The 25,348-nt window shown below is 41.8% G+C and carries 23 protein-coding genes and 1 riboswitch; of the genes, 16 read left to right on the plus strand and 7 right to left on the minus strand.

Annotated features, from left to right (window positions below; genetic code table 11):
- Position 1 precedes the first annotated feature (1 nt).
- Positions 2 to 104: riboswitch (purine riboswitch) on the plus strand.
- A 153-nt stretch (positions 105 to 257) separates the two neighbouring features.
- From KQ486_RS10290 to KQ486_RS10300, 3 genes are all read left to right on the plus strand, one after another.
- Positions 258 to 1,580, plus strand: a complete 1,323-nt coding sequence (locus tag KQ486_RS10290) for an NCS2 family permease (protein ID WP_144163775.1) — start codon at positions 258 to 260, stop codon at positions 1,578 to 1,580.
- Between the two features lie 285 nt (positions 1,581 to 1,865).
- Positions 1,866 to 2,432 carry a DUF2179 domain-containing protein gene (locus KQ486_RS10295; protein ID WP_216687563.1) on the plus strand — a complete coding sequence of 189 codons (567 nt, stop codon included), beginning with the start codon at positions 1,866 to 1,868 and terminating at the stop codon, positions 2,430 to 2,432.
- A complete protein-coding gene (locus KQ486_RS10300) occupies positions 2,404 to 2,583 on the plus strand; it encodes an NETI motif-containing protein (RefSeq protein WP_255439964.1) in 180 nt (59 codons plus the stop codon). The genes KQ486_RS10295 and KQ486_RS10300 overlap by 29 nt, the downstream gene beginning before the upstream one ends.
- Positions 2,584 to 2,654: 71 nt before the next feature.
- Here KQ486_RS10300 and KQ486_RS10305 read toward each other — a convergent pair whose 3' ends face one another.
- Positions 2,655 to 2,885: a YgaP-like transmembrane domain gene (locus KQ486_RS10305; RefSeq protein WP_186278679.1), complete on the minus strand. Its 231-nt coding sequence runs from the start codon at positions 2,883 to 2,885 to the stop codon at positions 2,655 to 2,657.
- A gap of 72 nt (positions 2,886 to 2,957) precedes the next feature.
- Here KQ486_RS10305 and KQ486_RS10310 point away from each other — a divergent pair, with 72 nt between their 5' ends.
- Genes KQ486_RS10310 through KQ486_RS10325 form a run of 4 tightly spaced genes read left to right on the plus strand, consistent with a single transcriptional unit; the run spans position 2,958 to position 6,360 of the window.
- Positions 2,958 to 4,706: an adenine deaminase C-terminal domain-containing protein gene (locus KQ486_RS10310; RefSeq protein ID WP_216687564.1), complete on the plus strand. Its 1,749-nt coding sequence runs from the start codon at positions 2,958 to 2,960 to the stop codon at positions 4,704 to 4,706.
- A gap of 33 nt (positions 4,707 to 4,739) precedes the next feature.
- Complete coding sequence (locus KQ486_RS10315) at positions 4,740 to 5,798, plus strand: DUF3048 domain-containing protein (protein ID WP_216687565.1); 1,059 nt, start codon at positions 4,740 to 4,742, stop codon at positions 5,796 to 5,798.
- 43 nt (positions 5,799 to 5,841) lie between these two features.
- Positions 5,842 to 6,147, plus strand: coding sequence for a YerC/YecD family TrpR-related protein (locus KQ486_RS10320; RefSeq protein ID WP_144163770.1), 306 nt, complete (start codon positions 5,842 to 5,844; stop codon positions 6,145 to 6,147).
- Entirely contained in the window at positions 6,148 to 6,360 is a 213-nt protein-coding gene (locus KQ486_RS10325; RefSeq protein WP_216687566.1) for a hypothetical protein, read from the plus strand. It abuts the gene before it with no gap.
- 15 nt (positions 6,361 to 6,375) lie between these two features.
- Here the strand turns inward: KQ486_RS10325 and crcB are convergent, their stop codons facing one another.
- Both crcB and KQ486_RS10335 read right to left on the minus strand, forming a co-directional pair.
- Positions 6,376 to 6,714: a fluoride efflux transporter CrcB gene (gene crcB, locus KQ486_RS10330; protein WP_144163769.1), complete on the minus strand. Its 339-nt coding sequence runs from the start codon at positions 6,712 to 6,714 to the stop codon at positions 6,376 to 6,378.
- Complete coding sequence (locus KQ486_RS10335; protein ID WP_144163768.1) at positions 6,711 to 7,085, minus strand: fluoride efflux transporter FluC; 375 nt, start codon at positions 7,083 to 7,085, stop codon at positions 6,711 to 6,713. Before KQ486_RS10335 ends, crcB begins: the two co-directional genes overlap by 4 nt.
- Before the next feature lie 115 nt (positions 7,086 to 7,200).
- Here KQ486_RS10335 and mgtE point away from each other — a divergent pair, with 115 nt between their 5' ends.
- Entirely contained in the window at positions 7,201 to 8,571 is a 1,371-nt protein-coding gene (mgtE, locus tag KQ486_RS10340) for a magnesium transporter (RefSeq protein WP_216687567.1), read from the plus strand.
- Positions 8,572 to 9,008: 437 nt separating this feature from the next.
- On the opposite strand, the gene KQ486_RS10345 is transcribed toward mgtE, so the two are convergent.
- Positions 9,009 to 10,391 (minus strand): glycine--tRNA ligase, encoded by a 1,383-nt coding sequence (locus tag KQ486_RS10345; RefSeq protein ID WP_216687568.1) that lies wholly within the window; start codon positions 10,389 to 10,391, stop codon positions 9,009 to 9,011.
- Between the two features lie 420 nt (positions 10,392 to 10,811).
- On the opposite strand from KQ486_RS10345, the gene pcrB reads away from it, so the two are divergent.
- From pcrB to pruA, 5 genes are all read left to right on the plus strand, one after another.
- Entirely contained in the window at positions 10,812 to 11,519 is a 708-nt protein-coding gene (gene pcrB, locus KQ486_RS10350) for a heptaprenylglyceryl phosphate synthase (RefSeq protein WP_216687587.1), read from the plus strand.
- Complete coding sequence (gene pcrA / locus KQ486_RS10355; RefSeq protein WP_216687569.1) at positions 11,520 to 13,733, plus strand: DNA helicase PcrA; 2,214 nt, start codon at positions 11,520 to 11,522, stop codon at positions 13,731 to 13,733.
- A 39-nt stretch (positions 13,734 to 13,772) separates the two neighbouring features.
- Entirely contained in the window at positions 13,773 to 15,767 is a 1,995-nt protein-coding gene (gene ligA / locus KQ486_RS10360; protein ID WP_216687570.1) for an NAD-dependent DNA ligase LigA, read from the plus strand.
- 12 nt (positions 15,768 to 15,779) lie between these two features.
- Positions 15,780 to 16,991, plus strand: a complete 1,212-nt coding sequence (locus KQ486_RS10365) for a CamS family sex pheromone protein (RefSeq protein WP_216687571.1) — start codon at positions 15,780 to 15,782, stop codon at positions 16,989 to 16,991.
- Between the two features lie 109 nt (positions 16,992 to 17,100).
- The gene (gene pruA / locus KQ486_RS10370) at positions 17,101 to 18,657 is read left to right on the plus strand and encodes an L-glutamate gamma-semialdehyde dehydrogenase (RefSeq protein WP_216687572.1); all 1,557 of its coding nucleotides are present in this window, start codon (positions 17,101 to 17,103) and stop codon (positions 18,655 to 18,657) included.
- 315 nt (positions 18,658 to 18,972) lie between these two features.
- Here the strand turns inward: pruA and KQ486_RS10375 are convergent, their stop codons facing one another.
- From KQ486_RS10375 to pepF, 3 genes are all read right to left on the minus strand, one after another.
- Complete coding sequence (locus KQ486_RS10375; protein ID WP_216687573.1) at positions 18,973 to 19,152, minus strand: septum formation initiator; 180 nt, start codon at positions 19,150 to 19,152, stop codon at positions 18,973 to 18,975.
- Positions 19,149 to 19,826, minus strand: a complete 678-nt coding sequence (locus KQ486_RS10380) for a Dph6-related ATP pyrophosphatase (protein ID WP_216687574.1) — start codon at positions 19,824 to 19,826, stop codon at positions 19,149 to 19,151. The genes KQ486_RS10375 and KQ486_RS10380 overlap by 4 nt, the downstream gene beginning before the upstream one ends.
- 116 nt (positions 19,827 to 19,942) lie before the next feature.
- Positions 19,943 to 21,742: an oligoendopeptidase F gene (gene pepF, locus KQ486_RS10385; protein WP_216687575.1), complete on the minus strand. Its 1,800-nt coding sequence runs from the start codon at positions 21,740 to 21,742 to the stop codon at positions 19,943 to 19,945.
- A gap of 364 nt (positions 21,743 to 22,106) precedes the next feature.
- On the opposite strand from pepF, the gene gatC reads away from it, so the two are divergent.
- The 3 genes from gatC to gatB are packed head-to-tail and all read left to right on the plus strand — an operon-like array spanning position 22,107 to position 25,318.
- The gene (gene gatC / locus KQ486_RS10390; RefSeq protein WP_144161949.1) at positions 22,107 to 22,400 is read left to right on the plus strand and encodes an Asp-tRNA(Asn)/Glu-tRNA(Gln) amidotransferase subunit GatC; all 294 of its coding nucleotides are present in this window, start codon (positions 22,107 to 22,109) and stop codon (positions 22,398 to 22,400) included.
- A 12-nt stretch (positions 22,401 to 22,412) separates the two neighbouring features.
- The gene (gene gatA, locus KQ486_RS10395; protein WP_216687576.1) at positions 22,413 to 23,891 is read left to right on the plus strand and encodes an Asp-tRNA(Asn)/Glu-tRNA(Gln) amidotransferase subunit GatA; all 1,479 of its coding nucleotides are present in this window, start codon (positions 22,413 to 22,415) and stop codon (positions 23,889 to 23,891) included.
- The gene (gene gatB, locus KQ486_RS10400) at positions 23,888 to 25,318 is read left to right on the plus strand and encodes an Asp-tRNA(Asn)/Glu-tRNA(Gln) amidotransferase subunit GatB (protein ID WP_216687577.1); all 1,431 of its coding nucleotides are present in this window, start codon (positions 23,888 to 23,890) and stop codon (positions 25,316 to 25,318) included. The genes gatA and gatB overlap by 4 nt, the downstream gene beginning before the upstream one ends.
- Positions 25,319 to 25,348 lie beyond the last annotated feature (30 nt).

The raw sequence follows: 25,348 nt of genomic DNA on the forward strand, positions 1-25,348 counted from the left end.
AATAAAATTAAACTTGAACACTTCGTATAATATTGGGGATATGGCCCAAGAGTTTCTACCAGACCACCGTAAATGGTCTGACTACGAGTGATTGTCAATAGCCAAAGCGATGGTTCGTTATGATTTGACCAAGCTTATGGTATGTTTGCAATCTTCCTCGTAGCACTCTTGGAAATGACCAAGGGTGCTTTTGCTATTCTAAGAGAGTTATTTCTTGGATAGTCGTGGTGTTTCAAGTGATCGAGGGGGAAATTGCTATGAAAAAGTATTTTCGTTTTGAAGAGTTAGGAACAAATTATCGGACGGAATCCATGGCAGGTTTGACTACTTTTCTTGCGATGGCATACATTTTATTCGTTAACCCTGCTGTCCTCAGCTTGAGTGACGTCGAGGGAGTCGAAGGAATGGACCCTGAGGCTGTATTTGTAGCAACAGCTTTAGCAGGTGCGATTGGTACGTTAATTATGGGTTTGCTTGCCAAATATCCTATCGCTTTAGCGCCGGGTATGGGTCTGAATGCATTCTTTTCTTATAGTGTAGTTGTAGGAATGGGGATTCCTTGGGAAACGGCTTTGGCCGGAGTACTCGCTTCAGGTCTGATTTTTATCGTATTGACATTGACTGGAATACGCGAGAAAGTCATCGATGCCATTCCAAATAATTTAAAGCTCGCTGTTGGTGCTGGTATCGGTTTGTTTATCGCATTCATCGGCTTGAAAAACGTTGGAATTATTCAGGCTGACGATGCAACATTGGTCGCCCTCGGTGATTTAACCAATCCAAGTATCTTACTGACAATCTTTGGTGTGTTCGTCACTGTTATATTGTTAGCGGCAAATTTCAAAGGTGGCGTTTTTTACGGAATGATCATTACGGCCATTGCCGGAATGGTCGTCGGTTTGATCACTGTACCAACTGGTGTAAATGATGTTGTTGGTAGTGTACCAAGCTTAGCGCCAACATTCGGTGCAGCACTTAGTCATTTCGGTGAAATTTTTACGATGGATATGTTGGTCGTCATTTTAACGTTCTTGTTCGTTGATTTCTTTGACACAGCAGGAACATTAGTGGCGGTTGCGACACAGGGTGGTTTGATGAAAGACGGGAAGCTCCCACGTGCAGGGAAAGCTCTTTTCTCGGACTCTGCAGCGACTGTCAGTGGGGCGATTTTAGGTACGTCAACGACGACGTCATTTGTTGAATCGACAACAGGTGTCGGTGCAGGTGGTCGAACAGGGTTTGCATCTGTCGTCACAGCGGGATTGTTCTTGCTCGCTCTATTCTTCTCACCATTGCTTAGTGTGGTGACATCGGAAGTGACTGCACCAGCACTGATTATCGTTGGTGTTTTGATGGTAGCCAATTTAAAAGAGATTGAATGGGATAAATTCGAGATTGCTGTTCCAGCTTTCTTGACCGTCCTCATGATGCCTTTAACCAATAGTATTGCAACAGGTATTGCGATTGGATTCATTTTCTATCCGATTACGATGCTTGTCAAAGGCCGATACAAAGAAATTCACCCATTGATGTATGTGTTAGGTGTTATTTTCTTCTTATACTTTATGTTTTTATCCTAATTTATTTTCTGAAATAAGAGAGCCCCGATCGACTGGATGATCAACAGTTGATGGGGGCTTTTTGATTGCTTGGTAAGGCAGGACAGTATTCAATCCATTGGATACAATAAGAACATTATCTCGTTCAACTGTCGACAGTTGACCTAAGCTCTCAATTGGTATTAAAATACATAAGAATTGATTGGGTAAAATATGCTGACTACTCATATAGTTAATAGTGATTGCTCAGTTCAATTAAGGGAAGACTGAACATAAAAGTATATTCATTTGAGAGGAGACTTGGCGTTGCTTGAATCTAGCCTTGTCATGGTAACAATTATCCTAGTGGTAAATATTGTATACGTATCTTTATTGACCGGACGGATGATTTTTACCTTAAAAGGGAAAAAATATATTGCAGCTACCATTGGCGTTTTTGAAATAACCGTTTATGTAGTAGGCTTAGGACTTGTCTTGGACAACCTAGGTGAAATCCAAAACGTCATTGCTTATGCACTCGGCTTTGGGATTGGTGTCATTGTTGGAATGAGAATTGAAGAGAAGCTGGCGATTGGGTATATTACGGTAAACGTTATTTCCTCTAACCCAGACATTCCATTTACTCGTAAGCTTCGTGCAAAAGGTTACGGGGTGACGAGTTGGTATGCATATGGAATGGACGGTGATCGCTTGGCGTTACAGGTGTTGACACCACGCCGTTACGAATTAATGCTGTACGAAGCGGTTAAGGAAATCGATCCAAAAGCATTTATCATTGCTTATGAACCACGTCAAATCCACGGTGGCTTCTGGGTGAAGAAAGTAAAAGGGAGTCGATTACAGCGTGAAGAAGAAAAAGTACAGGGTGAGTGATTTTGACTCGATCGATGTGTGTTTAGACCAAATGGCAAAGGACGGATATCGGCCAATCAGACGGATGGAAAAACCCGTTTTTGAAGAGAAGAAAAACGGTGAACGCGTACCGATTAGTCAAGAGATCATCTTTGAGGCGATAGAAAAATAACGAGGTTCAAAAGTGGATAATTCCCTTTTGAACCTTTCGTTTGTTGGAAATTTTTGATAACCTTAAATCGATCATTCATTTAAATAAGGTTTGTGTAAAAACCTCTGCGGGTCGAATAGCTCCTTTGTCGGGCAATATTTTGTCATACCTTCAGCGGCGATTAGCGCTGATAACTCGACTAACAAAAGGTTTCCGATTGTTAAAGGACGACGTGAAAGCCTCGCTGACCCTACTGCTAAACCGCATAGTCCGATGCTTGTCCGGACAAACGCACTAACCGTTCCGATATTTTGTTTTCTCACGACTTTTTCCTTCCCTTTACAGATTTAATGCATTAAAATATAGACTATACAGAGATAAATGGAGGACTGAACATGCAAGAACATTTATATCGTTGGCGCAACAAGCAGCTAAGAGAACATGTTGCTATTATTGACGGAAAAATTTCACCGACGATCGTTTTAAAAAATGCGACTTTCTTAAATGTCTATATAAAAAAGTGGCAAACAGCAAATATTTGGATCTATGAGGATCGCATTGTGTTTGTCGGCGAAGACATGCCGAAGAAAATGACAAACACTGAATTGGTCGATTGCTCCGGAGAATACCTTGTTCCTGGTTATGTTGAGCCTCATTCACATCCATACCAGTTATATAATCCCCATTCCTTGGCGGAGTATGCATTGAAAAAAGGAACGACAACACTTGTTAATGACAACTTGATGCTTCTTTTATTATTGGAAAAAAAGAAAGCGTTTTCTTTTATTGATAGTCTACAAGATATACCTGCTTCTCTTTTCTGGTGGGCTCGATTCGATTCGCAATCTGCACTCCGGGAAGAGGAAGAATTTTTAGATAATGAAGAAGTATTGGATTGGCTCAATCATGAAGCTGTCATTCAAGGGGGCGAACTGACGAATTGGCCTGAAATTTTAAAAGAAGATGACTTATCCCTATATTGGATGCAGGAGACGAAGCGGCTTCGTAAGTCCGTGGAAGGTCATTTCCCAGGCGCTTCCATCCGAACCTTGTCAAAAATGAAATTGCTTGGCGCGGATGGCGACCACGAATCGATTTCTGCGAAAGAATTGTATTTACGTTTGCAGTTGGGTTATTACGCAGCGATTCGCCATTCTTCCATTCGGCCGGACTTGAGAAATATACTAAAGGAGCTTACGGCTTACGATGTGAAGGTTTGGGATTATATGATGTTCACAACCGATGGAGCAACCCCTACTTTTTACGAAGAAGAAGGAATGATTGAACGCTGTATCGAAATAGCGATTGAAGAAGGGGTTCCCGTTGAAGAGGCGTATGCTATTGGCTCAATCAATGCGGCAAAATATTTTAATTTAGAGCATCGTCTTGGAAGTATTGCGCCGGGTCGCACAGCGCACATCAATTTCCTTTCTTCAAAAGAGAATCCAATACCTACTTCCGTTATGGCGAAAGGAAAATGGATTGTCCGAAATGGAGAAACAGCGAGCGATTACATGAAGCCAGTTGATTGGCCAGCCTATGATTTCAATCCGTTGAAATTAGATTGGGAGCCTGATGCAGATGACTTACATATTTCGATGCCTTTTGGTATGGAAATGATGAGTGATGTATTGTTGAAGCCTTATGCCGTCAAAACGGAATCGAATAAAAATTTACTGTCCCGTTCAAATAACGAAGCGTATGTACTTTTGATGGATAAGGAAGGAAAATGGTTAACATCTACCTATATAAAAGGGTTTACCGATTCTCTTGGTGGACTTGCGAGCTCCTATTCCAATACAGGCGATGTCATTTTGCTCGGTAAGAAAAAGAGCGATATCCAGCTTGCATTCCAGCGAATGAAGGAGCTAGGTGGAGGCATTGTTCTTGCACATAAAGGTGAAATCATTTTCGAACTACCTTTACGGTTACAAGGTGTTATGGCAAACTTAAAGATGGAAGACGTTATTGAAAAAGAGAGAGAATTGAAAAAGCTGTTACAAGAATTCGGTTATACATTTGGCGATCCTGTCTATACATTGTTATTTTTATCATCGACACATTTGCCCTATATCCGAATTACACCATCAGGAATTATTGATGTCATGAAAAAAGAAGTCTTGTTCCCGTCGATTATGCGTTAATGCAAATTTCAATTAAAAGGTAGTGGGGAAACGATGAGAAAGTATTACGTTATTTTTACTTTATTAATGATTTTGGTAGTCACCTCCGCTTGTAGCGACGATGAAGAAACGAGCGAGGAACCGGCTGAAACGGAACAAAATCAAACGGATGACGAATCTACCGAGAATGAAAATGAAGAAATTGAAACGAAACCTCAATACACTTATCCATTGAACGGAGAAGAATCTGAGGAAGAAGTGACGAATCGTGCGTTGGCGGTGATGATTAATAATCACTCAAAAGCTAGACCGCAAACAGGGTTGATTGATGCTGATGTTGTATATGAATTTTTGGCTGAAGGACCGATTACTCGCTTTCTGGCAATATTTCAAAGTCAATTACCAGAAGCGGTTGGACCTGTACGAAGCGCGCGCTCTTACTATATAGAGACGGCCAAAGCACACGAAGCGTTGTACATTTATCATGGCGCAGCAAATTTCATTGAAGAAGATTTACGTGCCGGTTGGGTGGATAATTTGAATGGAGCTTATTATGACGACGACGGATTTTTGTTCAAACGGGAATCCTTCCGAAGAGCCCCACATAATTCGTATGCGTTATTGGAAAATGCTTATGAAGTCGCAAAACGGAATAATATAGAGACAGAAAAAGAGCATGACTGGCTCGGTTTTTATGAAGAAGATGAGCTGAGCGAAGTTGATGGTTCACCAGCAACAGACATAACGATTGATTATTTCAGTAACTTAAGTGTTTCCTATGGATATGATGAAGCGACGAATACGTATGCACGTTTTGCCGATGGACAGCCATCTACCGATTTAAACACAGAAGAACAGCTTCATTACGCAAATGTTTTAATATACGAAACACACCATGAGGTCATTGATAAGGCATTACGCCGGGACATTGACCGCGAATCGGGTGGAAAAGGATACTTGATCCAAAATGGTGTAGCAAAAGAAATTGAATGGAAAAATGTCGATGGACTAATGCTCCCATTTGTAGACGGGAAAGAAGCAAAATTAGTTCCCGGTAAAACATGGATCAACGTGATCCCACTAGGCATTGAAGAGAAAGTAACGATTCAATAAACAACAAAGAATGGACAAGAAAAAACCTGGAGGAGGGTTTTACATGCAAATCGATAAATTGCGCGGGAAAGAATTGGATCAGTTTTTCAAAGGAATTCTTGCATTGAAAGACGTTGAAGAATGTTATAAGTTCTTTGACGATGTAGCAACGGTCAATGAAATCCAAGCACTCGCACAACGAATGGATGTCGCTCGGATGCTTCGTGAAGGCCACACGTACCAACGAATTGAGGAAGAAACGAATGCCTCAACGGCGACGATTTCACGCGTAAAACGAAGCTTGAATTACGGCAGTGAAGGATACGAAATGGTATTCGGTAGAATTTATGCAGATGAAAAAGAAGAATAAATGAGTAAAAAATCCGTTCCGTTTAAGGGAGCGGATTTTTTTATGTGTGAAAATGGAGATATTTGGACGATCAACGCCCGAATGAGTGCCAAATCAGCACGAAAGGTCGTCGAGAAGCGGTCTCAACGCCCGAATGGAGTTCATAAAAGTAGCTTCGGTCGAAGAGAAACCGCGCGACTATTGATTCATAAAGCGAGAGGTGTATTCAGTTGAATAGACAATCGTTTTTTACCCAACCAACACATATCCAATTGAAAAACAGATGCCTATTCCAATAAAGCTGCTCGCGATATAAAAGGCCGCAGTTAGATATTTTTTCCCACGAAGCATGTCCACTGTTTCAACGCTGAACGTCGAGAAAGTTGTGAAGGCTCCGAGAAAACCAGTGCCAAGTAAGAGAGTATTTGGCCCACTCGACATGGCGGCGATTACGATTCCTAATAAAAAAGATCCAATTAAATTGATAGTGAGTGTTCCCCAAGGAAATACATTTGTTTTAGAAAATAATAGAGAGAGCACATATCGAGTGATCGCACCGAATGCTCCACCGATCATGACGTGAATCATTTTGTCACCTTCTTTTCCATCCAAATAAATCCACTGAGTGCTGCGAGTATTCCTCCAATTAAGGTTGCTGATGCGTAAGTGACCAAGTAAGTATATTGCTCGCTATCAATGAACGTGAAAAAATCGAAGGCTACTGTAGACATTGTTGTAAATCCACCACAAAACCCAGTCCCTAATAATAATTGGAAGATGTACTTTTCTGGATGTGTGATGAAGTAGGCTACGATTGCTCCTAATAGGAAGCTTCCCAGGATATTGACGCTAAATGTTGCTATGGATGGTGTGTCAGCAAGTAAGCGGGCGATCATGTACCGAAAGCCGCTTCCTAAAGCGCCTCCTAAGCCGACGGCCAATAAATAGTGTAATTTCATCGAAATACTCCTAGTTTTTGTTTCTTTTATTCTAACATGTTCATTCTGTTAGAGGTTCAAACTGCATAACTTCGGGTAATCCAATAGATAGATTGTATTATTGAGGTGAACCGTTATGTTTCTATTATTAAGTGCGATTTCGGCACATCGTTCTTATAAAAAATTGGATGAATATCTTCAAAAAGACGATATTGAGTCATTTAGGCATGAATTATTACGTTTGCATCCATATAATCAGATGACCTGGTTTGAGCAATTACAAAATCCTTCCTTACGAAAAAAGGTTTATGAATCTTTATCAGCTAAGGAATTTGCTGAGATATTTCAAAAATTGAAAGTGAAGGATCAAGTAGAAAAGATTCAAGAGTTAGATGAAACCTACCAGGCTGAAGTTTTTTCAGCGATGTCAACGAATCGATTAGCCGATTTATTTAATCGTTTGCCAGAGGATGTTATTCATCAATCGATTGATCAAATGGATGCTGAACAAGCACGGACAACAATGCAGCTGATGAAACATGAGGAAGGTACAGCTGGAGCGTTGATGACAACAGAGTTTGTTTCGTTAAATAAAGATTTGGCTGTTGAGCAGGCTATCGAGAAATTGCGAGAGTTTAGTGAGGACGCGGAGACGATTTACTATATTTATATTGAAAATGACGATCATAAATTAGTAGGCGTCGTTTCGCTTCGTCATTTGTTGGCGGCTGAATCAAACCAGACATTAGAAAAAATTATGAAGGAAGAAGTCATTCAAGTTTTTCAAGAGGAAGATCAGGAAGATATTGCGAAGCTGACGAAGGACTATGACTTGATTGCCATTCCTGTTGTTGACGAAGATTATCATTTATTGGGAATTATTATGGTCGATGAAATCATGGATGTCGTAGAAGAAGAAGCGACAGAGGACTTAGGTGAATTCGCTGCCTCTAGGGGCGCATTAGGTATTGAAATATCTGCGTTGATTGCTGCGAAAAAAAGAGCGCCGTGGATTATGGGATTATTGCTGATTGGGATGATTACAGCACAGATCATTAGCTTTTTCGAAAGTACGTTACAAGAAGTTGTGATGTTATCTGCGTTTATTCCTTTAGTGATGGGTGCTGCAGGAAACACGGGGACACAGACACTAGCAGTCATTGTTAGAAGTATTTCAAATGACGAAGTGAAAAAAGGTGTCTGGAAAATTATTTTACGGGAATTATCTGCAGGGTTCATGATCGGTATTTGCTCGGCTGCGGTTTTGCTTATCGTCATTCCGATTTTCTATAACGGAAATTGGCCACTGGCATTTATCGTCGGCGGCTCGGTTTTTCTCGCATTAGGATTTGCGACCTTCATTGGTTGTGTCATTCCAATTATTATTAACAAATTAAATATTGATCCGGCCGTTGCTTCAGGACCTTTTATAACCACGCTGAACGACATGGTTAGTATCGTCATTTATTTCCTAATTGCAACATCATTTTTACAGTACTTGCAATAGAATATATTTAAGGGAAAAATACTAAAAAAGGATAGTTTGACCGCTACCCTTGGATTGCAGCTTTCTAATCGACGGAAGGCCCGAATTTTATTGCTCTATCGTCGAATAGAAACCCTCTAATCGACGGTAGGCTCGAATTTTCTTGCTCTATCGTTGAATAGACGCACTCTAATCGACGATAGGGCCAAATTTTTTCACTCTATCGTTGAATAGACGCCTTCTAATCGACGGTAGGCTCAAATTTTCTTGCTCTATCGTCGAATAGACGCTCTCTAATCGACGGAAGGCCCAAATTTTCTTGCTCTATCGTCGAATAGAAGCCTTCTAATCGACGGTAAGGCCGGAATTTTCTTGCTCTATCGTCGAATAGACGCTCCGCAGCCCAGCCATAGCCACAAAAAAATGACACCAAGTCAACGCTTGGTGTCATTTTTATATTAATATTTCATTTTGTCAGCCAAAAAGGATTTTAGTTCGCTGATTGGCATTCTTGTTTGTTCCATTGTGTCGCGGTCGCGCACTGTGACTTGACCGTCTTCTTTGGAGTCGAAGTCGTATGTGATGCAATACGGTGTTCCGACTTCATCGTGACGGCGGTACCGTTTTCCGATTGAACCCGATTCGTCATAGTCGACCATGAAATCTGCAGCCAAGTCGCGGAATACTTCCTGTGCTTCTTCAGAAAGCTTCTTCGATAATGGGAAGACCGCTGCTCTATACGGTGCGATTGCTGGATGGAAATTCATCACTGTACGTGTTGTTCCATCTTCGAGTTCTTCTTCCTGATATGCATCGGCTAGGAAAGCAAGAGCCAAACGGTCTGCGCCTAATGATGGTTCGATGACGTAAGGGATATAACGCTCGTTTGTTTCCTGATCGATGTATTCAAAGTTCTCGCCGGAATGCTCTGCATGCTGTGTTAAGTCATAGTCCGTACGAGATGCAATACCCCATAGCTCACCCCAGCCGAATGGGAAGAGGTATTCCAGGTCAGTTGTTTCTTTACTGTAGTGAGATAATTCATCTTCATCGTGTTCGCGGCGTCGAATCAATTCTTTATTCAGTCCGAGGTTTGTCAGCCAGTTGTGACTGAAGTCTAACCAATAATCAAACCATTCTTTTTCTTGGCCTGGCTTACAGAAGAATTCGATCTCCATTTGTTCAAATTCTCTCGTCCGGAACGTAAAGTTCCCTGGTGTAATCTCATTACGGAAACTTTTACCGATTTGTGCAATTCCGAATGGAACTTTTTTACGCATTGAACGCTGAACATTTTTGAAGTTCACAAAAATTCCTTGCGCTGTTTCCGGGCGCATAAAAATTTCATCTGAAGAGTCTTCGGTAACTCCTTGATATGTTTTAAACATCAAGTTGAATTGACGGATATCTGTAAAATCATCCGATCCACAATTCGGACAAGTAATGCCTTCTTCTTGAATGATTTTCTGCAATTCGTCAAAAGGCAAGCCATCAACGACACGCTCTTCGCCTTTTGCTTCAAAATGATTTTCGATTAAATGGTCTGCGCGGTGGCGTGATTTACATTCTTTACAATCGATCATTGGGTCATTGAAATTGCCTAAGTGACCGGATGCTTCCCACGTTTTTGGGTTCATCAAAATTGAAGCGTCCAAACCGACCATGTTCGGCTGTTCTTGGACAAACTTTTTCCACCAAGCATCTTTCAAATTACGCTTCACTTCTACTCCAAGTGGACCATAATCCCACGTATTTGCTAATCCTCCGTAAATTTCAGATCCTTGGAAAACAAATCCGCGGTGTTTCGCATGATTGACAAGCTGTTCCATATCTTTCGCCATGTATATAGCCTCCTTCATAATCTGTTACATAAAAAAATCTCGTCCACAGGGCATTAACTGCCCAGGGACGAGATGTGATCTCGCGGTTCCACCCTGCTTGACATGAACATCATGTCCGCTTTCAAAAAAATACACTCCAGACTGCCTTTTCGCCAATACTTGCTTCAGGCTTACACCGTCCCTGAATCGCTTTTTGCAGAGGTGATTGGTTACTATTGGTCCTTCTTCGTGGGTTAATATGCATATTTCCTGAGAACATCGTAGCATAACGGAATCTTTTTCTCAACAAAATTGTGCGGAGGGAGCGGGAGGCCATCAAATTAATCCGAATTGCTTAAGAAGAATCGGTGAAAGACACCCCCTGTTTCTGCTATAATAAGTGAGGTAAAGGTATGTAATTTTGGAGGCGTGTGTCGAATGATTGAAGATTACCGAATGTGGAGACACATTTTTAAATTAGATCCCAATAAACCAATCGATGATGAATCGTTGGAAAAAATCTGTGAGTCGGGTACAGACGCAGTGATCGTAGGTGGAACGGACGACGTGACACTAGATCAAGTGCTTGATTTGTTGGCAAGAATTCGACGTTACCAAGTGACGTGTATTTTGGAAGTATCCAACTTGTCGGCGGTCACACCAGGCTACGATTTTTATTTTATTCCAATGGTATTGAATACAGAAAATCCAAACTGGTTGATTGATTACCACCAGCAAGCCGTCAAGGAATACGGGGAGTTCATTGAATGGGAAGAGTTGAAAGCGGAAGGCTATATTATGTTGAATCCTCAGTCCAAAGCATACCAATGGACAGAATCGAAACAGGTAACGGATGAAGATGTGATTGCTTATGCACAAGTAGCCGAACATTTAATGCATCTTCCTTTCGTTTATATGGAATACAGCGGTACATACGGAGATGTGAAGCTTGTGGAAAAAGTAAGTCAAGAACTCGATCAAAGTTTATTGATTTATGGTGGTGGAATTACCACGAAGGCAGAAGCGAGAGAAATGGCGCGGCATGCAGATATCGTCGTTGTCGGAAACGTCATTTATGAAAATTTGAATGCAGCATTGCGAACTGTTCACGCGGTCCATTCAGTCGAGAAAATTAAGGGTGGGAAATAAATGAGTTTATCCATGCAAGAAATCCTTGAAGGAATGAACGAAGAGCAAGCGAAGGCGGTCAAGCATACAGATGGTCCACTGCTTGTCATGGCAGGTGCCGGAAGTGGAAAAACACGCGTGCTGACTCACCGGATTGCTTATTTACTATCAGAAAAAGAAGTCGCGCCAATGAACATTTTGGCGATTACATTTACGAATAAAGCTGCAAAGGAAATGAAGGAACGGGTCACGAAACTTGTCGGAGACCAAGCACGAGAGATCATCATGTCGACGTTCCACTCCCTTTGTGTTCGGATTTTGCGACGAGACGGGGATAAGTTAGGCATCGATCGCAACTTCGCGATTTATGATGCATCCGATTCGCAGACAGCCGTAAAAGAAGCGTTTCGGATTAATAACGTCGATCCCAAAGTGTTCAATCCGAAGGCGGTTAAGTATGCGATCAGTGATGCGAAGAATAAACTGATCACGCCAAAAGTGATGAAGCAGCAAGCGAATGATTATGGTGAAGAAAAAATCGCTGAATTATATGAAACGTACGAAACGATTTTGAAGAAAAACCAGGCGCTAGATTTTGATAGCTTAATTATGGAAACCCATTTTTTATTCCAAAAAAATCCGGAAGTTCTTCATTACTACCAAAACCGTTTTCAATATATTCATGTCGATGAGTACCAGGATACAAACAAAGCGCAATATGAATTGGTGAAACAGTTAGCCGCTCGTTTTCAAAACCTATGCGTCGTAGGCGATTCCGACCAATCGATTTATAAATGGCGTGGAGCAGATATTTATAACATTCTTTCGTTTGAAGAGGACTATCCAAACGCGAAAGTAATTTTGCTCGAACAAAACTATCGTTCAACGAAGAAAATTTTGCAAGCTGCGAATACGGTCATTGAAAATAACCAATCGAGAAAGCCGAAAGATCTATGGACAGAAAATGATGACGGAACGGAAATCAAGTTGTTCAAAGCACTTGATGAGCGGGATGAAGCGCGTTATGTCATCGACCAAGTACAAGAGTTAAACCGGACAAAAGGTACACGCTATAAAGAAATGGCAATTCTTTACCGAACGAATGCGCAATCACGTGCAGTGGAGGATGTGCTCGTGAAGTCCGACATCCCTTACCAAATCGTCGGCGGGACAAAGTTCTATGACAGAAAAGAAATCAAAGACTTGCTCGCATACTTACGCTTAATTACGAATCCGCATGATGATATTAGTTTTCAGCGTGTCGTGAATGTGCCGAAGCGTGGCATCGGAAAAACGTCAATGGAAAAATTGCAAATGCATGCAGAAATCAATGATTTATCGCTGTTTGATGCGGTTAAAGAGTCAGATTTTACTGGCATGAGCAAAAAGGCATCTAACCAGCTGAATTTGTTCCGTGAAATGATTGAAGACTGGCAACAACAGCAAGAATTTTTGAATGTCACGGATATGGTCGAACAAGTACTGTCTCGTTCAGGCTATGAAGCAGAACTGATGAAAGATCGTTCGATTGAATCACAAAGCCGCTTGGAAAACTTAGAAGAATTCAAAACTGTTACAAAGCAATTTGAAGAAACGAGTGAAGATCAGACGTTAATTTCATTTTTGACAGACTTAGCTTTGATCTCTGATTTGGATAACACCGATGAAGAGACGAAAGATAAGCTTACATTAATGACCTTGCACGCGGCGAAAGGACTTGAATTTCCAGTCGTCTTTTTAGTCGGAATGGAAGAAAACATCTTTCCGCATACCCGTTCGTTATTCGATATGGAAGAAATGGAAGAAGAGCGCCGCTTGGCATACGTAGGCATTACCCGGGCAGAGCGCGATTTATTTATTACACATGCGACGTCCCGTACGATTTTCGGTCGAACGCAATACAATGAGCGAAGTCGCTTTTTGGATGAAATTCCGTTCGAATTAATTGAAGAAGACGTCAAAGAGACAACGCAACAAACAGGCTTCCGAACAACGATCGATGATTTCAGACCAAATCGGACGACGGGTAAAAGAAAATCTCGTGTAATTAAAGAAAAGCCAAAAGGTGATGTGAATTTCCAATTAGGAGATAAGGTTTCGCATAAAAAATGGGGTGAAGGTACGGTCGTCAAAGTGGTCGGTGAAGGTGAAGATACCGAGTTGGATATCGCGTTTCCTGCACCGACAGGAATTAAACGATTGCTCGCCCAATTTGCACCAATCGAGAAAATATAAGGCGATTTTCTATGTGAAAAAGGATAAAGGATGAGTGACATGAGCGAAGCAGAAAAGAGAGCTGAAGCGTTACGAAAAGAGCTCAATCAATATAATTATGAGTATCATGTGTTGGACCAACCGACCGTTCCCGATGCGGTGTATGATCAAAAGTTACACGAGCTCGTTCAACTGGAAGAAAAACATCCAGAGCTCATTACGGATGACTCACCGACCCAACGCGTTGGCGGACAACCGTTAGACGAGTTTCGAAAAGTCGATCATACGGTACCGATGTTAAGTCTTGGCAATGCTTTTAATGCTGAAGATTTACGTGACTTCGATCGTCGTGTTCGAGGAAAAATTGGAGATGACTTTCAATATGTATGTGAGCTGAAGATTGATGGCTTGGCTGTTTCATTGCGTTATGAGGAAGGGAAGTTTGTACTTGGCGCAACAAGAGGTGACGGAAAGACAGGGGAAGACATCACGCACAATCTACGGACTGTCAAGAGCATACCCCTTCGTTTGACGGAATCTGTGACGATTGAAGCTCGCGGCGAAGTGTTCATGCCGAAACCATCTTTTCTTTCTTTAAATGATAATCGAGAAAAAGACGGGCTTGAACTTTTCGCAAATCCTCGAAATGCGGCGGCAGGTTCACTGCGTCAGCTCGATCCGAAAGTCGCCGCAAATCGTAATTTAGACGTCTTCTTATATGCGGTCGGTGAATGGCAAGCAGCATCGACGGCTTCACATAGTGAACGATTGAAATACTTACGTGAATTAGGATTTAAAACAAACCCAGAAACGAAGCGATTCGACACGATTGAAGAAGTCATTGAATATACAGAGGAGTGGACGATCCACCGAAATGAGTTGGACTATGATATTGATGGCATCGTCATTAAAGTCGATTCGATCCAGCAACAGGAAGAGCTCGGTTTTACAGCGAAAAGCCCTCGGTGGGCCATCGCTTATAAATTCCCTGCTGAAGAAGCGATTACCGACTTACTAGATATCGAACTTAGCGTCGGACGGACAGGCGTTGTCACACCAACAGCGATTTTGACCCCTGTTCAAGTTGCTGGAACGACCGTACAGCGTGCATCGTTGCATAATGAGGATTTAATTATTGAAAAAGATATCCGAATTGGAGATACCGTCGTCATCAAAAAAGCGGGTGACATAATTCCGGAAGTCGTTCGCGTGGTTGAAGATCAGCGAGACGGGGATGAGCAGGTTTTCCGGATGCCTGATACATGTCCGGTATGCGGAAGCCATTTAGAAAAGATTGATGGCGAAGTAGCTTGGCGTTGTATGAATCCAAATTGTCCAGCTCAGCTAAAAGAAGGGCTCATCCATTTTGTTTCGCGGACTGCGATGAACATTGATGGTCTAGGTGAAAAAGTCATCGAACAATTATTTGACCATGAGCTTATTCGTAATATTGGTGATTTATACCACTTGAAGAAAGAGGACTTGCTTCAATTGGACCGAATGGGTGAAAAATCCGTTACTAATTTGTTGAATGCCATCGAAACATCTAAGGAGAATTCACTCGAACGACTGTTATTTGGGTTGGGCATCCGCTTTGTCGGCAGTAAAGCGGCAGACATTTTATCCGCTGAATTTAAATCGATCGATCCATTAATGGAGGCTGATCGCGAAACGCTTGAGAGTGTCCCGGAAATTGGAGAAAAAATGGCTGATTCCGTTGTGACGTATTTTGAAAAACCAGAAGCAAAGGAATTGATTCAACGGCTGAAGGAATCAGGTTTGAATATGAGTTATTTACACGAAGCAATCGAAGTGCCTACTGATTCTCCATTTGCTGATAAAACAATTGTGTTGACCGGCAAATTAACCGAAATGTCTCGCGGAGAAGCGAAAAGCCAGATTGAGTCGCTTGGTGGAAAAGTAACAGGAAGTGTTAGTAAAAATACGGATTTACTGATTGCTGGCGAGGATGCCGGTTCTAAATTGGAAAAAGCCAAAGAATTATCCATCGAAATATGGAATGAAGCACAGATGCTAGAAGCACTGAATGCTTAGGGAGTGGACGGAATGAAACGATTTATCCTGTTCAGCCTGGCACTATTATTGATTGTCTCAGGCTGTGCACCGAACTATAACACCGATGAAGAAGTTGTTCAGGAAACAGAAGATGAAGAGGAACAGCGATACATTATCCCGACCAATAAGCTAGAAGAAGATACGTATCGAACCATTTTGCCTTATGTTCCTGGTGTCGCGCGTGGATTGATCGTCAATAAAGTAAGAAATCGATACGATATCGATGAAGTCGAACAAGGATTGATCCGCCAAGCGAAAGACGTTTTCGATACAGAGGAATACTTTTTCCAAGAGGGGCAGTACTTAACAGAAGATTTGTTAAAAGATTATTTGAGTAGGCAACTTACAGAAGAAAAACTTCGTGAAGAATTAGCTGCGAACGAGGATGCAGACCCTGAGGATATTCAAGTCGGATTGAATCCGCCGTTAAATGAAAAGAAATATAAAAAGGCAGACAAAGAAAAGAAAAAAGAAATGCAAGAAGATAGTCCACAGATTCTCTCCTATATACACGAGCAAAACTATTTGCAACGCGTGAATGAAGATCAAATGCAACTTGGAGGAATCGCAGTAGCACTTGTATTGAAATCTGAATATGCTTTCCAAACAGATATTGGTGAACCGACGCTTTACACAGAAATCGATGAAGCGGAACTATTGAAGTTTGGCAAGGAAACGGCTGAAAAGGTGATCAATCGGCTAAGAGATCGTGAAGAATTAGCGGACATTCCGATTTTGGTTGCTTTGTATAAAGAAAATGAGGCAAGTGGAATTACACCTGGAAATTATTTAACCAAGGCGGTTGTCGATCCGAATGGCCGTACAATCGGTGAGTGGGAAAATATTAATGAAAAATACGTTCTTTTTCCATCTGGAGAAGCTGAGCGAAACCATTACGATCAATATGAAGCCTTTACGGCATTTGAAAGAGATGTCGGCGAATTTTTCCCGAATTATATTGGTGTAATTGGTACGGGTTATTTTAATGGTGGAAATTTACACGACTTATCAATTGATATAACAATAGAATTCAACGGAAAACAAGAAGTTGTCGGCTTCACACAACATGTGTACCGATTAGTTCAGGAACATTTTCCAAACCATTACGATGTGGAAGTGAATGTCATGTCACCGGAACGCCAAGAAAGCGTCGTTTACAGAAAAGCAGACAAAGAAGAACCAGAAGTTTATATCTATCAATAACTGTTTTTGATAGGGAGGCAAAAAAGAAGGATTGAATACCGCCTCCCTTTCATTTAGAATAGGTATGTAAGCGCTATAATATCAGAAAATTAAGAGGAGGAAGATTTCAATGGTAGTACCTTTCAAACATGAACCGTTTACAGACTTTTCATTAGAGGAAAATCAGAAAGCGCAGAAAGAAGCGCTTCATCAAGTTGAACAAATGCTTGGCAAAGAGTATCCTCTCCTCATCGACGGTGAAGAGGTTTATACAGATGATAAAATTGTTTCGACAAATCCAGGAAATAAAGATGAAGTGATCGGTAAAGTTTCCAAAGCGAATAAAGAACTTGCAGAGAAAGCGATCCAATCAGCAAATGAACATTTCGAATGGTGGAGAAAATCCACTGCCGAAATGCGTGCAGATATTCTTTTCCGTACAGCGGCAATTATTCGTCGCCGACGCTTTGAATTTAATGCATGGATTATCAAAGAAGGCGGAAAACCGTGGAAAGAAGCTGATGCGGATATCGCAGAAGGAATCGACTTCCTAGAATATTATGGAAGACAAATGCTCGAAATTGATAGTGGAAAAGGACTAGACATCGTCAGCCGTCCAATCGAAAATAACCGCTTCAGTTATATACCATTAGGCGCTGGTGTCGTTATTTCACCATGGAACTTCCTATTCGCTATTATGGCTGGAACGGCCGTTTCTCCAATGGTGACTGGAAATACCGTCATCTTAAAGCCAGCAAGTAATACACCAGTCATTGCTTACAAATTAATGGAAGCATTAAAAGAAGCAGGACTCCCTGGTGGAATCATTAACTACTTACCAGGACCAGGTGGAGAAGTCGGTGATTACTTAGTCGAGCATCCGAAAACGCGCTTTGTCAGCTTCACAGGTTCTCGTGAAGTAGGTACTCGTATTTTTGAACGTGCAGCAGTCGTGCAAGAAGGGCAAGAGTGGTTAAAACGTGTCGTCGCAGAAATGGGCGGAAAAGACACAATCATCGTGGATGACAATGCGGACTTGGAGTTAGCCGCTGAATCGATTGTTAACTCAGCTTTCGGTTTCTCTGGTCAAAAATGTTCAGCTTGTTCTCGAGTCGTTGCGCATGAAGACGTTTATGATCAGTTGTTAGACCGCTGTGTTGAATTAACGAAAGATCTTGATGTCGGTGATCCATCTGAGAAAAACTACTACATGGGCGCGGTCATCGATCAAGCTTCCTATGATAAAATCTTGAACTATGTTGAAATCGGAAAAGAAGAAGGCGCTCGCCTCGTACATGGTGGTACGGGAGATGACAAGAATGGATTCTTCATCCAGCCGACAATCTTTGCGGATGCCGATCCAAAATCTCGCATCATGCAAGAGGAAATCTTCGGACCAGTCGTTGCCTTTACAAAAGCAAAAGACTTTGACGAAATGCTAGATATTGCAAACAATACAGAGTACGGCCTAACTGGAGCAATTATCTCCAACAACCGTACGCATATTGAAATGGCGAAAGAAGACTTCCACGTCGGAAACCTTTACATTAACCGTGGATGTACAGCAGCCATCGTTGGCTACCACCCATTCGGCGGATTCAAGATGTCTGGAACCGACTCCAAAGCAGGCGGACCTGACTACTTGAATAACTTCCTACAAGGAAAAACAATCTCCGAAATGTATTAATAAAAAGATGAGAAAATCCCGGTCTTGTGCCGGGATTTTTCCTTTTATATTTGGTTGTATGAGGTGGTTGATAAATGTGATTTGAATGTTGATAGAGTTGGTCTGACTGTCGATAAAAGCGCTCTGACTGTTGATAAAGTGTTTCAAACTGTCGATAAAGTCGCTCTGACTGTTGATAAAGCGTTACTAACTGTCGATAAATACGCTCTGACTGTTGATAAAATAATACTTACTGCTGATAACCACGAGTTTACTAGTCATAGCCACTCGCCGCACTCTAATAGACGCACAGAGAGGTTTCAACCTTACACCAAATCAGTCCGAATCTCTCCGGTTTTTCATTTCTTTAACTACATTGAGTCCTGCACCGATCGTGACACCTACAGCGATTCCGGTCACGAGGTTATCTGTAACGAGCCATACGGCAATGGCGATCAATACACCGATGACCATATCGGGAATCAAACTTGTTTTTTCTTTATCCTTATTTGTCATGTTGTTTCGCTCCTAACTAAATCGATATATGTATAATAAGGTCCTTCATGAGTGTGTTCGCTAATCTTATAAGGTAAGGTTCGCTCAAATAACGGGCCGTCAACGACAAAGGTATGAAACTCACCATTTTCACCGCAAACATCAACATTCTTAGGTAGAGCCTCTAGTAAATCCGTCGTTATTTTTTCTCCTAAAAAAGAAATCGGAACAGTCGTTGGATCTATTGTCGTGATGATCGTTTCATACCCGAGCTCCATGAATTCGTGAATTAAATCATCTGTCGATTCGCCCCATAATGGGAAAATCGCTTCCAATCCAGCTTCTTGAACTTGTTTTTCCCGGTAGTCACGAACATCCTTCAACAAAATATCACCGAAAACAATGTGAGAAATCCCTTCATCCCGTGCTGTTTCATAGGCATCGAAAATTCGTTGATTGTAATTTTCGTTGGACGGATCTTTCGGTAAAAAGACTTTGTGCATCGGTAATCCTAAAAGTTCGGCTTGCAAATCGACGAGTTCTTCCCTGATGCCATGGGTAGTGGAACGTTCATATCCTTCAGTGATTGTCGTCAGCAAACCTACGACTTCAATATCTGATTGGTTCATCATTCGATGTAAGGCGAGCATCGAATCTTTCCCACCACTATGCGAAACCCATACTTTTCTAACCATATGTAAAACCTCCAGTTACTTATAGTTTATCGGATTTTAATCTTTTCTTCTAGAAAGTCGTATTTATACAAAAGAAAACAGAGCTCTAATTTCTTAGCAGCTCTGTTTCAAATCAGTTATTCATAGCTTTTTTCAAGTTCATCGACGAGTGAACCGACATAGGCGACAGCTTTTCTGACGGCGTCTGGTGTCGACATATCGACTCCTGCATATTTCATTAATTCAAGCGGTGTTTTCGTTCCACCCATTTTCAAAACGTCCAACCATCGATCAATTGCCGGCTGACCTTCTTCTTTAAACAACTGATGTACAGCGGTCGAAGCCGTGAGTCCAGCTGAATACGTATATGGATAAAGGCCCATATAATAGTGTGGCTGACGCATCCAAGTTAACTTGGCTCCTTCATCAATCTCAACGGTATCTCCCCAGAAGTTTTCCAAAGCTTCACCTTTTTGTTCAGATAACGTTTGGGCTGTTAACGGAATGCCTTTTTCCGCCAATGAATAAACCCGGCGTTGATATTCTCCTTCGAGCAGGTGCGTCACGAAGTTATGGTAATACGTGCCAAGCAGTTGCAGGATGATCCAGCGACGCATCCGTGGGTCGTCCGTATTTTCCAATAGGTGATCGGCTAACAACAACTCGTTCAATGTAGATGGTGCTTCAATGAAATAAGTTGACGGACGTGTATTGAAAATTCGCTGGTTTTGATTGGCAAAATAAAAATGTCCCGCGTGACCTAATTCATGTGCCAAAATAAATCCACCACGCATGTTACCAGTAAATGTCAGTAAGATATATGGATGGGAACCATATGGACTCGCACAAAAGGCGCCAGTTGATTTTCCGACGTTATCGGCATAATCGACCCAACGCTCGGTCATCGCTTTTTTCATGGCATCTGTATATTCTGGCCCCATCACTTGCAATGCATTTAGAATGGTATCGCACACTTCTTCATAAGAAGATTCTGGATTAAAGTCGGGGTCCAATGGAGCTTTTAAGTCGACAAAAGACATCTTGTCCAAGCCGAGAACACGCTTTTTCAACTTTGCAAAACGTTGCATATGCGGTGCCAATTCTTTTTGAATGACATCCAGTTGGTTATGATACATTTCTTCCGTGACTTTTTGCGGTTGTAACAACATTTGTGTGACGTTATCATAGCCGCGAACCTTTGATAGCGTAACTTGCTTTGTCACTTCCGTTGAATACGTAGCGGCAAATGTATTTTGATAGTTTTTCAATGTTTCAACGAACGATTCATAGGCCTTATGGCGAATCGCCGTCTGAGGTGAAAGCTCATATTCATCTTCAAACAGAGCAAATGAATTCGGATACGTCTCGCCATCGTGTTCAAAGTCAGCGAAGGCCATATCTGATGACTTGCTCCGCTGATAAATCATATACGGCGCACTTGTCACTTGTCCAAGAGAAGCTAATACTTTTTCTGTTTCAGCGGATAAGGTATATGGTTTTTCTTCGATTAAATCTTGTAAAACCAATTGATAGTCACTTAGGTTTTCATTTTCGTTGAGATACTTTTCGATTGTACCTTCAGGCAACGCCAAGATCTCTGAATTTACAAAAGAGAGAGCTGCACCAACCTTCGCAAGCGTAGCCGAAACTTTTGCTGAGTTCGCCTGGTTTTCTGCGTTCGTTCCATCTTCCGAACTACGTAGATTGGCATACGTTGCGACAAGCGTCGCTTTTTCCATCAATGCTGTTTGAGCTTCGAGGCAATCATACAAAACATTTGCCCCTTCATGGAGTCGCCCTTCATATTGTGTGACCGTCGGAAGCTCATCCTCCAACTCCATTCGTGCTTCTTCCCAATCAGCTAGTGTTGAAAATAAATCTTCTAAATTCCATGTTTGTTCAACAGGAACTTCTGAACGCTTCATGCGCTGTGCCATGTAATTCCCCCTATAAACTATTTCGTGATACTAAGTATTATAAAGGAAACAACTAAATTTGTCAGTTTAATCTTACTATTTTTTATAGAAAGATTTTTTGAAAAGAAGTCTTGTATCTAGCCCATGAGTTCGGCAGTCCACCACGCGAATTTGAACGGCGATCGCTAAAAGCCGTTAGCAAGCGAAAGGGTGCGGTCCAATCCCATTGAGCCAACTTCCGATCATCCAATTTCGTCAGCGATTCTCTACCTATACTTATCGTTGCCATGCGAACGGTTATTTTGCTATGATAAGGGAGTATTGTAAGGTTATTTTTGATTCATAATGTTACATATAGATGGATGTAAATATTGGAGGTGCCAGAATGTCTAAAAAGATTTCGACTGAAGATGTGAAGCATGTCGCTCATTTGGCAAGACTTGCGATTACAGATGAGGAAGCGGAAAAATACAGTGAGCAATTGAGCTCGATCATTAACTTTTCCGAGCAATTGAGTGAGGTTGATACAAGCAACGTTAAGCCGATGACGCATGTACTAGATATGAAGAACGTGTTCCGTGAAGATGAACCGAAAGATTGGATCACAAAAGAAGAAGCACTAAAAAATGCACCGGACCAAGCAGATGGGCAATTCCGTGTGCCATCAATTTTGGAATAAGGAGGGAACAAGGTGTCTTTATTAGATTTAACAATAAAAGAGCTACAAGAAAAATTAAGCAGCAAGGAAATTACGGTTACCGAATTAACACAAGCTTGCTTTGACCGGATTGAAGAAACCGATGACCAAGTAAATGCTTTTTTGACATTAAATAAAGAAGCGGCATTGGAAGAGGCGAAGCAATTAGACGAAGAAGGAATCGATGCCGATCAATTCCTCTTGTTCGGCATGCCTATTGGAATCAAAGATAATATTATGACGAAAGATTTAAAAACGACGTGTGCAAGTGAATTTCTCAGCAACTTCGAAGACCCTTTATATGATGCAACAGTCATTACGAAGCTCAAAAATGCGAATGCCATCAATATCGGTAAATTAAATATGGATGAATTCGCGATGGGTTCTTCAACTGAAAATTCAGCTTACCAAAAGACGACCAATCCATGGAATAAAGATTATGTACCAGGAGGGTCAAGCGGTGGCTCAGCAGCAGCGGTAGCAGCCGGACAAGTTCCATTCGCATTAGGCTCAGATACAGGCGGTTCCGTTCGTCAACCAGCATCCTACTGTGGTGTAGTCGGCATGAAGCCTACATACGGCCGCGTTTCGCGCTTTGGCTTAGTAGCTTTCGCTTCATCACTCGATCAAGTCGGCCCATTGACAAGAACCGTTGAAGATAACGCAAGAATTCTTGAAGTGATTTCTGGGGTAGACGAGATGGACCCTACGAGTGCAAACATTGACGTGCCAAATTACCGTGAAGCATTGACTGGTGATATTAAAGGCTTGAAAGTCGCTGTGCCTAAGGAATATCTCCAAGAAGGCGTCGACGAAGAAGTTGCCAATAAAATTAATCAAGCGATTGATACATTAAAAGAACTCGGTGCTGAAGTTGATGAAGTTTCTTTACCACACTCGAAATATGCAATCGCAACCTACTACATGCTTGCTTCCTCTGAAGCTTCTGCCAATCTCGCTCGTTTCGACGGAATCCGTTATGGAAAACGTGCGGAGAATGCGGACAACTTGATCGATATGTTCAAGCAATCGAGAAGTGAAGGATTCGGTGACGAGGTCAAACGTCGGATTATGCTAGGGACGTTCGCATTGAGCTCAGGTTACTATGATGCGTATTACAAAAAAGCACAGCAAGTTCGCCGTTTGATTACAGAGGACTTTGAAAAAGTTTTCGAAAACTATGATGTGATCGTTGGACCAACTTCACCGACAACAGCATTTAAAATCGGTGAACAAATCGACGATCCACTAACTATGTATGCGAATGATATTTTGACGATTCCAGTCAACTTAGCCGGCGTACCAGCAATCTCTATTCCTTGTGGTTTCCATCCGGAAAACGACATGCCAATTGGACTGCAAATCATAGGGAAACACTTTGACGAAAGCAATGTCTATCGTGTTGCGCATGCGTACGAGCAACAAACAGAGCATCACAAACAAAAGCCAGCCATTGGGGGTGTCAACGAATGAACTTTGAAACAGTCATAGGACTCGAAGTACACGTCGAACTGAAGACGAAATCAAAAATTTTCAGCCCGAGCCCAAACGCTTTTGGTGACGAACCGAACTCGAACGTCAATCCAATTGACTTAGGCTACCCAGGCGTATTGCCAGTGTTGAATAAAGAAGCGGTCAATTTTGCGATGCGAGCTGCAATGGCGCTCAATTGTGACATTGCGACAGATACAAAGTTCGACCGAAAAAACTATTTCTATCCAGACAACCCGAAAGCTTATCAAATCTCTCAATTTGACCAGCCAATCGGTGAAAATGGTTGGATTGAGATTGAAGTCGACGGTAAAAAGAAAAAGATCGGTATTACTCGTCTGCACATGGAAGAAGATGCAGGAAAATTAACACACGGTGATGACGGCTATTCCTATGTGGATTACAACCGTCAAGGAACACCACTGATCGAGATTGTTTCGGAACCAGACATCCGCACACCTGATGAAGCTTATGCGTACTTGGAAAAACTACGGAATATTATCCAGTTCACAGGTGTTTCTGACGTAAAAATGCAAGAAGGCTCCCTTCGTTGTGATGCGAACCTATCCTTGCGCCCGGTCGGACAAGAAGAATTCGGGATGAAAACAGAACTGAAAAACTTGAACTCCTTTAACTTTGTTCGCCAAGGACTTGAATTCGAACAAAAACGTCAGGAAAAAGTGCTGCGCATGGGTGGAGAAATATTACAAGAAACCCGTCGATATGATGAGAAAACAAAAGAGACAGTGCTCATGCGGATTAAAGAAGGATCTGACGACTATCGTTACTTCCCAGAACCAGACTTAGTACCACTTTATATTAGTGATGAGTGGAAAGAACAAGTACGCCAGTCGATTCCTGAGCTGCCGGAAGAACGGAAGAAACGTTATGTCGGAGAGCTAGGACTCGACCAATATGATGCAGAGGTGCTAACGTCAACAAAAGAAATGTCCGATTTCTTTGAAGAAACCGTTAAACACGGAGCCGATGCGAAACAAGCAACTAACTGGTTGATGGGTGATATTTCCGCGCATATGAACAAGCAACAATTGGAATTGAATGACTTGAAAGTTACACCAGAAAGCTTAGCAAAAATGACGAAGTTGATCGAAGAAGGCACGCTATCTAGTAAACTTGCGAAAAAAGTCATTACTGAACTGATGAAGCAAGGCGGCGACCCAGAAAAAATCGTCAAAGAAAAAGGTCTCGTTCAAATCTCTGATGAAAATCAATTGCGTGAAATCATTACGGAAATCTTGAATGAGAACGAACAATCGATCGTTGATTATAAGAATGGTAAAGACCGTGCCCTTGGCTTCCTTGTCGGTCAGGTGATGAAGAAGACCAAAGGACAAGCGAACCCACCAATGGTCAACAAAATTTTAAAAGAAGAAATAGATAAACGATAAAAAGAATATAATCCGACAACAATGATTTGC

Origin of the sequence: Allobacillus halotolerans (genome assembly GCF_018967645.1) — a bacterium.
In the GTDB taxonomy this organism is placed as follows: Bacteria; Bacillota; Bacilli; order Bacillales; family Alkalibacillaceae; genus Allobacillus; species Allobacillus halotolerans.

Coding starts and splice junctions, on each gene's coding strand:
- KQ486_RS10290 (WP_144163775.1), top strand. CDS start 258: ATGAAAAAGTATTTTCGTTTTGAAGAGTTAGGAACAAATTATCGGACG.
- KQ486_RS10310 (WP_216687564.1), top strand. CDS start 2,958: ATGCAAGAACATTTATATCGTTGGCGCAACAAGCAGCTAAGAGAACAT.
- KQ486_RS10315 (WP_216687565.1), top strand. CDS start 4,740: ATGAGAAAGTATTACGTTATTTTTACTTTATTAATGATTTTGGTAGTC.
- KQ486_RS10320 (WP_144163770.1), top strand. CDS start 5,842: ATGCAAATCGATAAATTGCGCGGGAAAGAATTGGATCAGTTTTTCAAA.
- KQ486_RS10325 (WP_216687566.1), top strand. CDS start 6,148: ATGAGTAAAAAATCCGTTCCGTTTAAGGGAGCGGATTTTTTTATGTGT.
- crcB (WP_144163769.1), bottom strand. CDS start 6,714: ATGATTCACGTCATGATCGGTGGAGCATTCGGTGCGATCACTCGATAT.
- KQ486_RS10335 (WP_144163768.1), bottom strand. CDS start 7,085: ATGAAATTACACTATTTATTGGCCGTCGGCTTAGGAGGCGCTTTAGGA.
- mgtE (WP_216687567.1), top strand. CDS start 7,201: ATGTTTCTATTATTAAGTGCGATTTCGGCACATCGTTCTTATAAAAAA.
- KQ486_RS10345 (WP_216687568.1), bottom strand. CDS start 10,391: ATGGCGAAAGATATGGAACAGCTTGTCAATCATGCGAAACACCGCGGA.
- pcrA (WP_216687569.1), top strand. CDS start 11,520: ATGAGTTTATCCATGCAAGAAATCCTTGAAGGAATGAACGAAGAGCAA.
- ligA (WP_216687570.1), top strand. CDS start 13,773: ATGAGCGAAGCAGAAAAGAGAGCTGAAGCGTTACGAAAAGAGCTCAAT.
- KQ486_RS10365 (WP_216687571.1), top strand. CDS start 15,780: ATGAAACGATTTATCCTGTTCAGCCTGGCACTATTATTGATTGTCTCA.
- pruA (WP_216687572.1), top strand. CDS start 17,101: ATGGTAGTACCTTTCAAACATGAACCGTTTACAGACTTTTCATTAGAG.
- KQ486_RS10375 (WP_216687573.1), bottom strand. CDS start 19,152: ATGACAAATAAGGATAAAGAAAAAACAAGTTTGATTCCCGATATGGTC.
- KQ486_RS10380 (WP_216687574.1), bottom strand. CDS start 19,826: ATGGTTAGAAAAGTATGGGTTTCGCATAGTGGTGGGAAAGATTCGATG.
- pepF (WP_216687575.1), bottom strand. CDS start 21,742: ATGGCACAGCGCATGAAGCGTTCAGAAGTTCCTGTTGAACAAACATGG.
- gatC (WP_144161949.1), top strand. CDS start 22,107: ATGTCTAAAAAGATTTCGACTGAAGATGTGAAGCATGTCGCTCATTTG.
- gatB (WP_216687577.1), top strand. CDS start 23,888: ATGAACTTTGAAACAGTCATAGGACTCGAAGTACACGTCGAACTGAAG.